Source organism: Candidatus Poriferisocius sp., from assembly GCF_965214065.1.
Lineage (GTDB): Bacteria > Actinomycetota > Acidimicrobiia > Acidimicrobiales > Bin134 > Poriferisocius.
This window is the reverse complement of the sequence record NZ_CBDCAT010000027.1, coordinates 757528-769528: the sequence shown is the minus strand read 5'-3', so window position 1 is coordinate 769528 and position 12001 is coordinate 757528. Positions and strand designations below refer to the sequence as shown.

Sequence of the window (12001 nt, the reverse complement as noted above, 5' to 3'; positions counted from 1 at the left end):
CTACAAATGCTCGGGTTCGCGACACGCAAACTGCTGATCTCGATCGTCGTCTTATTCTTCGCCACCCTGGTGGCCTTCTTGCTGGTAGCCACCGTCGACCCCATCGCTGAGCAGCGGGTCTCCCTGCTTTCCCAGCCCGGCGGCGCCGAGCAAGTACAGCGCCTCGAAGCCAGCCTGGGCCTCGACAAGCCCCTCATCGAGCGCTACGGAAGTTGGCTGGGCGAGCTGTTAACCGGCGATATGGGATCTTCCAGCGACAACGGCCGGGCGGTCACCACTTTGTTGGGCGAGGCAATCCCGGTCACCTTGCGGCTGGTCATAGCCGCCACTGCGGTCTCGGTGATCTTCGGCGTGTCGGTGGGGGCGGTAAGCGCGGTGCGCCAGTACGGGGCGTTCGACAACATCTCCACTTTCTTCGCCTTTCTGTTCTTCGCCATGCCGGTGTTCTGGCTAGGGGCAGTGCTCAAAGACTTGGGCATCCGGTTCAACGACTGGTGGGGACGGCGGATCTTCTTCACCATCGGCGAGCAGTCGCCCCGCCTCGATGCCGACTTCTGGGGCACATGGGCCGACCGGGCCGGACACATAATCCTGCCCGCCCTCACCCTCGTCTTGATCCAGTTGGCCGCCACCAGCCGCTTCCAGCGCTCGGCCATGCTGGACGTGCTGGAAAGCGATTACATCCGCACCGCCCGGGCCAAGGGAGTCCCCCGCCGCCGGATCATCACCCACCATGCGCTCCGCAACGCCCTGCTCCCGGTACTGAGCTACACCGGGCTCACGTTCGGCACCCTCATAGGGGGCACGGTGGTAACCGAGGTGGTGTTCAACTGGAAGGGCATGGGCCGCTTGTTCCTGGAGTCCCTGCTCAACGGGGACGTGGCCGTGACCCAAGGGTGGCTGCTGGCGGTGGGCATCTCGGTGATCATCGTCAATCTGCTGACCGATCTGACCTACGGCCTATTGGATCCGAGGGTGCGCGATGGCTGACCAACCGGTCGGCCTGCTCGCCGACACCCCAGCCGAAGCCCGCTCCCAGTGGCGGCTGGTGCTTCGACGGTTCCTCGCCCACCGGCTGGCGGTGGCTGCGGGCATCGTGCTGGTGGGGGCCTATCTGTTCAGCTATCTCGCCGAACCGCTCACCGATTGGGGCTACAAAGACCTGTCGCCCGATCTGTCGCAGGGGCCCTCGGGCGACCACTGGTTCGGCACCGACACCATCGGCCACGACATGTTCGCCCAGTCCATGCGGGGGCTGCGGGTCTCGGTCCATGTCAGCGTGGTGGTGGCCGCCATCGCTACCTTGTTGGGCTCGGTGCTAGGCGCCATTCAGGGATGGTTCCGGGGCCGGGTGGACGGAGCGCTAGGGCTGGTGGTGGACTTCTTGTTGATCCTGCCCCTGCTGCCGGTACTGATGGTGCTGGGCACCCGCACCCGGGCCAGCGGGGGCAGCTCCCTCATGTTCGTGGCGGTGATCATCGGCTTGTTCCTGTGGGCGCCATTGGCCCGGGTGGTTCGGGGCGAGGTGTTCTCGATCCGGGAGAAGGAGTACATAGAGGCCGCCGAGGCCCTGGGAGCGTCGAATGCCCGCATTATCTTCCGCCACCTCATCCCCAACGCCATGAGCTCGATCATCGTGTACGCCACCCTCACGGTGGCCACCGCCATCCTGCTGGAGACCGCGCTGGCGTTCTTGGGCTTCGGCATACAGCCCCCCGAGGTGTCGCTGGGATCGCTGGTGGACGAGGGCCGCGACGCGGCCCGCACCCGGTGGTGGCTGTTCTATCTGCCCGGAGCGGTGCTGGTGGTGCTGGTGCTGTGTGTGAACTTCGTGGGCGACGGGCTGCGCGATGCCCTCGATCCCCGCCGGGAGCAGCGTCGATGACCGGCCCGGCCAATCCTCAAGCGCAGACCCCGGTGCTGTCGGTTCGCAACTTGGAGGTCGCCTTCCCCACCCCCGACGGCGTCGTGCAGGCAGTGCGGGGCGTGAGCTGGGACATCTTCGAGGGCGAGGTGCTGGCCATCGCCGGGGAGTCAGGCTCGGGAAAATCGGTCAGCGTCATGGCCGCCATGGGCCTCTTGCCGCCCTCCGCCCAAGTGAAGGGATCGATCGCCTACCGGGGCCGCGATGTGCTGGCCATGCAAGAACAAGAGCTCGAAAAGCTGCGGGGATCGGCCATCTCAATGGTGTTCCAAGACCCGATGACCTCGCTGAACCCGGTGATGTCGGTCGGCGCCCAGATCGCCGAGGGAGTTCGCATACACCGGCGGGCCAGTTCCCGCTCGGCCCGGTCCAAGGCAGTTGAGCTGCTCGACTTGGTGGGCATTGCCAACGCCGGCCAGCGGGTGGATTCCTACCCCCATGAGCTGTCGGGCGGCATGCGCCAGCGGGCCGTGATCGCCATGGCCATTGCCAACGATCCCGACCTGCTCATCGCCGATGAGCCCACCACCGCCCTCGATGTGACCATCCAGGCCCAGGTGATCGATGTGTTGGAGCGAGCCCGCGAGGCCACCGGCTCGGCGCTGGTCATCATCACCCACGACCTCGGCGTGGTGGCCCGCATCGCCCATCGGATCTTGGTTATGTATGCCGGCCGGGCGGGCGAGACCGGAATGGCCGAAGACGTGTTCGAGCGCCCCAGTCACCCCTACACCGCCGGGCTGCTCGGATCGATCCCTCGCCTCGATGACCCCAAGGGAACCCGCCTTTCGCCCATCGACGGGACTCCGCCCTCCATGCTGGCCCCACCTCCGGGCTGCGCCTTCGCCCCCCGCTGCCCGCTAGCCACCCCACTCTGCTCCCAAGAGATTCCCGAGTTACGCCCCATTGGCAACCAGCATTCCGCCTGCCACCACGCCGAAGACCAGATCGGCGAGGCCGAAGATGTCTAGCCTCGCCGGTCCGCCGGGCGACGGCACCCCGTTGATCGAGGTGACCGATCTGGTCAAGACATTCCCCATACGGTCCAGGGGAGTCATTCGGCGCACCGTGGGCACCGTCCAAGCCGTGAGCGGGGCATCCCTGCACATCAACCAAGGCGAGACCCTCGGCCTGGTGGGCGAATCCGGATCCGGCAAGTCCACCATCGCCCGCTGCATCCTCCGCCTAATGGAACCCACATCGGGCTCGGCTCGGTTCAAGGGCAAAGACCTAGCAGCGATGAGCCGCCGCCAGCTTCAGGCCATGCGGGGAAACATGCAGATCGTGTTCCAAGACCCGATGGCCTCGCTCGACCCCCGCATGACGGCGTCGTCGATCATCGCCGAACCACTGAGAATCCACCGCAAAGGCGGCGACATCGGGGCCCGGGTGAGCGAGCTGTTGGAGCTGGTCGGCCTGAACCCCGAACACACCAACCGCTACCCCCATGAGTTCTCCGGGGGCCAGCGCCAGCGCATCGGCATAGCCCGGGCCCTGGCCCTTGAGCCCGACCTGCTCATCTTGGACGAGCCGGTGTCGGCCCTCGATGTGTCCGTCCAGGCCGGGGTTCTGAACCTGCTGGAAGACCTCCAGCGCCAACTAGGACTCACCTACCTGTTCGTGGCCCACGACCTGTCGGTGGTCCGCCACATCTCCGACCGGGTGGCGGTCATGTACCTGGGGCGGATCGTGGAGACGGGCACCGGACCGGAGGTGTACGAAACCCCAGCGCATCCCTACACCCAGGCTCTGCTCTCGGCCGTTCCGATCCCCGATCCCAAGCTTGAGAAGAGGCGCCGGCGCATCGTGCTCGAAGGCGACGCGCCAAACCCGGCCTCACCCCCTTCGGGTTGCCGCTTTCGCACCCGATGCTGGAAGGCCCAGTCGATTTGCGCCGAATACGACCCCGAGCTGCTCGACCTGGGGATCGGACACCCGGTCGCCTGCCACTTCCCCACCCCCGACGACCTGATGGGGCCAGAGCAGGGGTAGAATTTCGACCAGTGCCCGACACCGTAATCTCCGCTCGCGGAGTCCAGAAGAGCTACGGATCGAACCACGTGCTCCAGGGCCTGAACTGCGAGGTCGGGAAGGGCATCACCGGGCTGCTGGGGCCCAACGGCGCCGGCAAGAGCACCTTCATGGGCCTGATCCTGGGACTGCGCCCCCGCCAGGGTGGCGAACTCAACGTGCTGGGGGTAGACCCCGACCGGAGCGGCCCTGAGCTGCGGGCCAAGCTGGGCTATGCCCCCGAGCACCATGACCTGCCGGGAGACGTGCAGGCCGCCGACCTGGTGCGCCATATTGCCCAGCTCCACGGCCTGCCCCGCCGGGCCGCCACCGAGAGGGCCAGCAACGCTCTGTGGCAGGTGGGCCTGGGCGAAGAGCGGTTCCGCCCCATCGGCACCATGTCCACCGGTCAGCGCCAGCGGGTGAAGATGGCCCAGGCCATTGCCCACGATCCCGACCTCCTGCTGCTGGATGAGCCCACCGACGGCCTCGACCCGGTGCAGCGCGACGACATGTTGGCCCTCATCCGACGGGTGGGCAGCGAGTTCGGCATCGACATCTTGCTGTCTTCGCATCTGCTCGAGGAAGTGGAGCGGGTGTGCGACTCGGTGGTGATCTTGGCCAACGGCACAGTGGGCCACAGCGGGGATCTTCGAGACTTGGGATCCACCGCCGCCGGGGTCAAAGTGGAGTTGGACTCAGACCCCCAACCCCTGGCTGAAGCACTGGTGGCCCGAGGCGCCGCGGCTGTCGTCGAAGGGCACATCCTCACCGTGACCGGCACCGACGACGCTACCGACCTGATTCGAGATGTCGTGGCCGATCTAAACCTGGGGCTGCGCCGGCTGGAGCCCCGCCGCACCTCCCTCGAAGACGTGTTCATCGAGGCCTCCCAATGACCGAGGCCCGCATCCACGACCGGGGATACCTGTCCTACGACGGCCCTCGCCACCGCACAAGACACGCCATGGCGAACTTGAGCTACCACACCGCGCAGCGGGTGCTGGGATTGAAGAGGTCCAATTGGCAGAAAGTCCTCCCCGCAATCACCCTGTTCATCGCGTTCGTGCCCGCCATCGTGTTCATCGGAATCGCCGCCTTTTTGCCCAACGGAGAAGACCTCGGGCTGGCATCCAATGCCGACTACTACGGGTTCATCACCGGGGCACTCTTCTTGTTCACTGCATTCATCGCCCCTGAAGCGGTGTGTACCGACCGCCGCAGCGGAATGCTGGGGCTGTATCTGGCCTCGCCGCTGAGCCGAGACACCTATCTGTTGGCCAAGGCCGCCGCCATCGCCGCCGTGCTGGGCACCATGACCTTGGGGCCTCCGCTGTTGATGCTCATCGCCTACACCTTGGCCGACGCGGGGCCTTCTGGTGTGACCGGCTGGCTGACCGAACTGGGGCGAATTTTGGCGTCGGGAGCTGCTCTGTCCGCCTTTTGGACGGCACTGTCGCTGGCGCTGTCCAGCCTCACCGCCCGGCGCTCGCTGGCCAGCGTGGGCATTTTCGTCGGTTTGCTGGCCAGCTCCGCGGTGGGCGACGGTCTTGCCGGGGGGGCTGAAGTGGGCGACTCGTTTGCCCTCTTCAACTTGATCGCCCTTCCCTTCGAGGCCGTCTACCGCATTTTCGGCGAGGCTGGCGACGGCGACGGACCTCCCATCGACCAAGTTGACACATGGGCGATATTCGCCGCACTGGTCGGGCTCATCGCCGCCTTTGGCGCCTTCGCCCGCTGGCGCTACCAGCGAATTGAGATTTCCGGATGACCCAGGTCCAAACACAGGCAGGCCCTCCGCCAATGGTACAGGCCATCGGCTTGTCCAAATGGTTCGGCGACTTGGTGGCCGTTTCCGACGTGAGCTTCAGCATCGGAGTCGGCGTCACCGCACTGCTCGGGCCCAACGGCGCGGGCAAATCCACTCTATTGCGGATGATGTGCGGCTTGGCCCGCCCGTCCAATGGGACGCTCACCGTGCTGGGCAAGAACCCCCGGGCCGACGTGTCCGTGCTGGGCCGCATCGGCATGGCTCCCCAGCAGGAGTCGCTGCTCGACTATCTGAACGGCCGGGAGTTCGTGGAGTTGGCCGCCCAGCTGCACAGAGTCGACGATCCAGCCGAAGCCGCCCGCCGGGCAATCGCCACGGTGGAGCTCGATCCCGACGACCCGCGAAGGCTGTCCACCTACTCCAAGGGCATGCGCCAGCGCATCAAGCTGGCCCAGGCCATCGTCCACGATCCGCCGGTGATCGCCTTGGACGAGCCCCTCACCGGGCTCGATCCCCGACAGCGGCGGGAGATGATCGACCTTTTCCACCGTCTGGGCACCGAAGGCAAGTGCGTGATCGTGTCCAGCCATGTGCTCGACGAGGTGGAGCGATTCGGCTCTCGGGTGCTGGTGATCGCCCAGGGACGGCTGGCCGCCGAGGGCGATTTCCGGGAGATCCGCAACCTCATGGACGACCGCCCGCTGCGCATAAGCATCCGCACCGACCAGCCCAGGGTGCTGGCCACCGCGCTGTTGGAGAGCGGGGTGATCTCCGGCTGCCGCCTGGAGGGACCCGATTCGGTGGTGGTGGACACCACCGAACCAGCGGCCTTCCGCCGGGCGGTGGCCCCGGTGGCCCGCGACCGGGATGCCTCGCTGCTGGAGCTGCGACCGCTCGACGACGACTTGGAGAGCGTCTTCCGTTACCTGGTGGGCCAGTGATAACGCATCTGGAGACCCAGTGATAACGCATCTGGAGACACAGTGATAACGCATCTGGAGACCCAGTGAACACGCACATTTACCGGATCGTGGTCCGCAGCCAGATCAGCACCGGCCGGCTGCTGGCTTTCGCCGGGCTGAGCGGGGTGGCCATCTTGTTGGCCTTCGTCGCCCGTGCCGCCGACGACCCAGTGGAGTTCGCCACCCGCAGCATGGGCACCTTCGGAACCAACATCTTCGCCCCGTTCATCGCCTTGGCCCTGGGTTCGGCCGCCCTGGGCAACCTGGTGGAAGACCGCACCCTGGTGTATCTGTGGCTTCGCCCCGTTCCCCGCCACTCCATTGCCACCGCGGCCTTCGCAGCGGTGCTGAGCCTCGTGGGCCCCATGGTGGTAGCGGTGATGACCGTGGCTGCGATCATCACTGGTGTCGGCGACTTGCTAGCGGCCACCGCAGTGGCCACCGCTCTGGCGGTGTTCGCCTACTCGGGAATCTTCATGGCCCTGGGCCTGCGCTTCAAGCGGTCCCTGCTGGTCGGCCTGGGCTACATCGCCATCTGGGAGCTGCTGATATCCCGGCTGGGCGACTGGTTCGCCCGCCTGTCAGTGCGCAGCTACCCCATGAGCATCCTGTCGGACGCCACCGGCGTGGAAATGCGCCTAGCCGACCGCTCCACCCTGGCCTCCTACATAGTGCCGCTCGCCCTAGGCCTAGCCGGACTGGCATACACCTCCTGGCGCCTAACCCGCACCGAGATCGACTGATCCGCCACTAGGGGCTAATCACCAAACCGGGGGCGTAAGATTGGCGCATGGTTGACGTGATGGTTGCCCCTACTGCTCAGCACATTGGAGAGGACGACCTGCCTTGGGCCAATGGTGAAGACGGGATCGGGCTCAAGGTGCTTCAGATCAAAGAGAGCGAGGGGCTGTGGGTCATCAAGAACCAGTTCCCGCCGGGTTACTCGGTGCAGACCCACAAGCACACCGGCCAGGTGTTCGCCTACACCAGTGCCGGGGCCTGGGGATACAAGGAGAGCGATTTTCTGAACCGGGCCGGGTCGTTCCTCTATGAGCCGGCCGGCTCCATACACACGCTGTATACCCCTGAGGAAAACACCGAGACCACCGAGGTGTTCTTCGCCATCTGGGGGGCCAACTTGAACATGGACGCCGAGGGCAACATCGAGAGCATCACCGACGGCCAAACCGTGTTGATGGGCTACTACCACATGCTCGAAGCCCAAGGCACTCCCCGGCCGAGCAACATCCTGCTCGACTGAGCGCGGGGTTAGCCGTCGTATCAGTCGCAATGCTCGACTGAGCGCGGGGTTATCCGTCGGATGAGTCGAGGAGGGACTCCAGTTCCTCGATGAGGCCGTCTAGCCGGCGGCGGTCCTCGTCAAGGGAGTCCTGTGTGGTCTGGAGCTCTGAGATGAGCTCGCTCAAAGCCCGACGGGTGTCCTCGTCAATGGGCTCACCGTCGGTTACCGACGGCGCAGGAGCGGGAGCAGGCTCAGCGCCGTCTGTTTCCGGCACCGATGGCTGGCCGGGGAGCCCCGAAAGCCCGTCGGGATCGGACAGGGCGGTCAAGGCCTCGTCCAGGGTCGGGCGGATAACAAGTCTGAAGTCGTCGTCGTTGCCGACACCGGCGATCACCCGCTTCACTTGAGGCAGCTCGGTGTCGCCGGTGGCCTGCACATAAACCGGGCGCACGAACAGCAGCGAGTCGCCCACCGGAATCATCAGCAGGTTCCCTTGGAGCACGGTAGATCCTTGCTGGTTCAGCAGGGTGAACTCTTCGGCGATTGCAGTATCGGCCTGGATCTTGGCGTCGACGATGCTCGGACCGGGGATGCTGGTGCCCGGCACCCTGTAGACCACCAGTTGTCCGTACTCATCGATGTCGCTCTTAGCCGCCATAAAGGCGGTCAGCTCTTTGCGCTCGTCCTCATCATCGCCTGCCCCGGAAATAGGCACGAACGGTCGGAAGATTACAAAATCCAGGTCGTCCTCTTCTGGGAGCTGGAGGAGTTGGTAGAAAGGCCGAATTCTCCGCTCGAGCTGACGGGTAGCGGCGGCAGTAGCCGTTTCTTCGGCGGTTATAGCCTCGGTCAGCTCATCAACGAACGTTCGGGCGGTGATGCGGGTACCCGGATCCTGGGCCACGGCCCAGGTCACCGAATTGGCGTAGAAGGTCTCGGGATTAACGATGAAGTAGCGGGCCCACATGCTTGTCTGCACCCGGAACAAGTCCTCCGGGTAGCGCAGATGCTCTTGGAGGTCGACGGGCATCTGATCGAAGTCCTCGAACAGGCCGGGGAATATCTTCCGCCAGGCCCGGATAATGGGATCGTCGGGATCGATCACGTAGAAGGTGGTGGTGCCGTCGAATGCGTCAACCACCACCTTCACCGAGTTGCGGACATAGTTGAACTCCTTGCGCAGCCCGCTGCCCAACGGGAGGTCGTTCACATCAGGGCTCTGACCGTAGGGATACCGGTCGCTCGTTGTGTAGGCATCCACGATGTACTTCACCCGCCCGTCGGAGACCACCGGATAGGGATCGGCGTCCAGCTCCAAGAAAGGGGCCAGGTTCTGCACTCGGAGGCGCAGATCCCGGTTGAAGATGATCCGGGAATCGCTTTCCACGAAACCGGAGATCAGCGGATTGATATCGCCAAAGCGCAGGGCAAACGCTGCTTGACGGAAGAAGCTCCCGATGCCCACGCCGTCCTCGCCGTCATAGGCGAAAGTGACAGTCTCATTGTCGGAGGTGTAGTCCACCTCATCAATCGAGGCCCCGACGATGGCGTAACCGGTGAGGTTCTCCCCGATGTAGAGCTGGGGCCGACGAAACTCGAAGTTCGAAGTGTCTGCCACCGGCACGTCTCCCACCACAAAGTCGGGCGACCCCTGGGTGGTAACCGAATTCACCGGGGCCACTGCCACGCCATAGCCGTGGGTGTATTGGATGTGGCGACCCTCCCAGGACTGCTGGGGGATGTCGGCTACGTTGAGGTTGCGGGCGCCGATCACCACCTCGGTGGTCTGGCCATCAATTTCGTAACGATCGACGTCGACTTCTCCGCTGAAGGTGTAGAAGGTGCGCTCAGACTGCTCCACCTGGAAGGCGTTGGGCACAATGTCGGGGTCCAGCAACCGGATGTTGAGCACACTGGGGTTTCCGGCCAACTCCTCATCGGTGATCTCGGTGTCGAAATCGAACTCCCGGTCAGTCACTATCCCGCTGCCGTTCTTGGGATCGTCGTCGTCGTCGAGGCCCAAGGCGTAGCGGGTAGCGCCGATGTTGCGCTCGATGTAGACCGCTTCTTTCTGAGACTCCTCCGGCTCAGCCTGGAATCGCTGGATGATGGCCGGGTAGATCGCCCCCATGACTATGGCCACGATCATCCACAGCCCCACCGCGGTCACCGGCAGCACCCAGCCCCGCTGCCAGATGTTGATCACCAGCAGAACCGCCGACAGCACCGAGATCAGCAGCAGCAGGTTGAGCGCCGGCAACTGGGCGTTGACATCGGTGTATGAAGCCCCGTCCACTGGCCCCCGGGTGGAGAAGTTGAGGCCGAATCGATCGAAGTAATATCCCACGGCCCGGGTGAGGGCGATCAGGGCCAAGAGAACCGACAGATGGACCTTCACCTGGGGAGTGACCCGCTGCCCGGTGGTCTGCACCCGAATGCCGCCATTCACATAGTGGGCGATGGCGGTTATGACGGACACGATGATGAGGGCCCGGAAGAACCAACTGACCAAGAACTGTATGAACGGCAGCTTGAAGACATAGAAGCCGATGTCTTTGCTGAACTGCGGGTCGTCGATACCGAAGTCCACGCTGTTGAAGAACAACATGGCCTTCTGCCACTCCCCGCCGGTGCCGCCGCCCACGATGAGGGCGAACAAGATGGCTATCACCAAGCTCACCAGCCGACGGCGATTGCTAACCGCTTCGTGATAGTGGCGGAGCAGGTCCTCCTCCGGTCCGGGTGGACGGGAGGAGGGAGCCAAGCGGTCGGCTATCGCCAAGTTGGAATACATCAGCAAGAAGAACAGGACGATGAAGATGACCGACAGAATGATCTTGTAGACCAAGATCTCAGTCCAGACGTCTCCGTGGCCTAGTGAGTCGAACCACAGGTAGTCGGTCCACATGCGGGCCGTTCCCCGCAAAGACAGAATGGCGGCCAGCAGCACCACCAAGATGAGCCCGGCGATGATCTTGGATCTGCGCGAGAGCCGCGGGCGAGCTGGTGGGCCCGATCTGGGCACACTTCTAGGGACGCGCATACCGGAAGCAGACTACTCGTCGCCGACGGGGGTTTTCGCAGCGCCCGGCGCGGTTTCGCGATCGTCTTGCGGTAGACCGCTCTGGGACCGCAGTCGAGCGAAGATGGCATCCACTTCGCTGCCGTCGCCGACATTGGTCAACACAGGATGTTCGGCCGCGGCCTCAACCGGATCGCGCTCTACAGGAGAGAGGAGCGTCACACTCTCACGGACCTCTTCAGAATCGTCGCTCCCTGCAATTGCGTCAGGCACCATTCCCACCGCCTGGGCATCGTCCAACTCCGACAGCAGGGCCAAGTCGGTGGGCTCGGTTTCGTCCTCCACTCGGCGGGCGGCCGCATCAGCCACCACCTTGGCCTCCGCCAGCGATAGCTTGGCCGCCTCCATTGACTGCTCGATGGAGTGCCGAGCATCGCTAAGGGTAGCCATCAGCTTGTCGCGTCCGGCTCGAAGCCGCTCAACCTGGGCACGAGCCGTCTGGCGACGGCGAGCCATGTCCCGCAGCACCGTCAATCGAAGTGTCTTGGCCTGCTCTACGATCTCTCGGCCTTGGACTCGGCCATGCTCAACCTCGGCCAGGGCCTGCTCTCGGGCATCTTGAAGCAGCCCGGCCACCGCTTGAGCCTGTTCACCGGCCTGCTCCAACAACTCCACTATCTCTCCGGCATCCGAGAGATCCTGCTGTGACCGCAGAGCCTCAACAGATTTGTCTAGCTTTTCGGCAAGCTGGCCGGCCCGAGCCGCTATTTCGTTGGCCTCAATCTGCGTTAGGCGACGGGAAGCCCCCATCCCGTCATCGAGCAGCTTGACCCCCTGCGTGCTGAATTCAGGCTCAGGTTCGGGCCGCTCGTCGATTTGGGCAACTTGTTCCCGCAAGTCCCGGATCTGCTGCTGGCCTGCCTTGATCTGATTGCCCAGCGAAACCAAATACGCTTGTACTTGCTTCTGGTCAAAGCCCTTGCGGGCAACGGCGAAAGTCTGACTGGACACCTCTTCAGGATTTACCCGCTCAAAGGGAGTATCTCCGCCAAGACGTTCGGCCATCCTC

Annotated in this window: 11 protein-coding genes; 9 read left to right on the top strand and 2 right to left on the bottom strand. The window is 64.4% G+C overall.

Annotation, left to right across the window (positions count from 1 at the left end; all coding sequences use genetic code 11):
* Nucleotides 1–6: 6 nt before the first annotated feature.
* The 9 genes from ACOOGG_RS10085 to ACOOGG_RS10045 all read left to right on the top strand — a co-directional run bounded on the left by ACOOGG_RS10085 (nt 7) and on the right by ACOOGG_RS10045 (nt 7928).
* On the top strand, nt 7–990 hold the full coding sequence (locus ACOOGG_RS10085) for an ABC transporter permease (RefSeq protein WP_420434818.1): 984 nt from the start codon (nt 7–9) through the stop codon (nt 988–990).
* Complete coding sequence (locus ACOOGG_RS10080; protein WP_420434816.1) at nt 983–1885, top strand: ABC transporter permease; 903 nt, start codon at nt 983–985, stop codon at nt 1883–1885. The genes ACOOGG_RS10085 and ACOOGG_RS10080 overlap by 8 nt, the downstream gene beginning before the upstream one ends.
* Nucleotides 1882–2895 (top strand): ABC transporter ATP-binding protein, encoded by a 1014-nt coding sequence (locus ACOOGG_RS10075; protein WP_420434814.1) that lies wholly within the window; start codon nt 1882–1884, stop codon nt 2893–2895. Before ACOOGG_RS10080 ends, ACOOGG_RS10075 begins: the two co-directional genes overlap by 4 nt.
* Nucleotides 2888–3916, top strand: coding sequence for an ABC transporter ATP-binding protein (locus ACOOGG_RS10070; RefSeq protein ID WP_420434812.1), 1029 nt, complete (start codon nt 2888–2890; stop codon nt 3914–3916). Before ACOOGG_RS10075 ends, ACOOGG_RS10070 begins: the two co-directional genes overlap by 8 nt.
* Before the next feature lie 11 nt (nt 3917–3927).
* The gene (locus ACOOGG_RS10065; RefSeq protein WP_420434810.1) at nt 3928–4833 is read left to right on the top strand and encodes an ABC transporter ATP-binding protein; all 906 of its coding nucleotides are present in this window, start codon (nt 3928–3930) and stop codon (nt 4831–4833) included.
* Nucleotides 4830–5705, top strand: coding sequence for an ABC transporter permease subunit (locus tag ACOOGG_RS10060; protein ID WP_420434808.1), 876 nt, complete (start codon nt 4830–4832; stop codon nt 5703–5705). The genes ACOOGG_RS10065 and ACOOGG_RS10060 overlap by 4 nt, the downstream gene beginning before the upstream one ends.
* Nucleotides 5702–6646, top strand: coding sequence for an ABC transporter ATP-binding protein (locus ACOOGG_RS10055; RefSeq protein WP_420434806.1), 945 nt, complete (start codon nt 5702–5704; stop codon nt 6644–6646). The genes ACOOGG_RS10060 and ACOOGG_RS10055 overlap by 4 nt, the downstream gene beginning before the upstream one ends.
* Nucleotides 6647–6711: 65 nt before the next feature.
* Nucleotides 6712–7410: a hypothetical protein gene (locus tag ACOOGG_RS10050; RefSeq protein WP_420434804.1), complete on the top strand. Its 699-nt coding sequence runs from the start codon at nt 6712–6714 to the stop codon at nt 7408–7410.
* Nucleotides 7411–7457: 47 nt separating this feature from the next.
* Nucleotides 7458–7928 (top strand): 2,4'-dihydroxyacetophenone dioxygenase family protein, encoded by a 471-nt coding sequence (locus ACOOGG_RS10045; RefSeq protein ID WP_420434802.1) that lies wholly within the window; start codon nt 7458–7460, stop codon nt 7926–7928.
* A 49-nt stretch (nt 7929–7977) separates the two neighbouring features.
* Here ACOOGG_RS10045 and ACOOGG_RS10040 read toward each other — a convergent pair whose 3' ends face one another.
* Together ACOOGG_RS10040 and ACOOGG_RS10035 are read right to left on the bottom strand one after the other, a co-directional pair.
* Nucleotides 7978–10935 (bottom strand): UPF0182 family protein, encoded by a 2958-nt coding sequence (locus tag ACOOGG_RS10040; RefSeq protein ID WP_420434800.1) that lies wholly within the window; start codon nt 10933–10935, stop codon nt 7978–7980.
* 30 nt (nt 10936–10965) lie between these two features.
* On the bottom strand, nt 10966–11997 hold the full coding sequence (locus ACOOGG_RS10035) for a hypothetical protein (RefSeq protein ID WP_420434798.1): 1032 nt from the start codon (nt 11995–11997) through the stop codon (nt 10966–10968).
* Nucleotides 11998–12001: the final 4 nt, after the last annotated feature.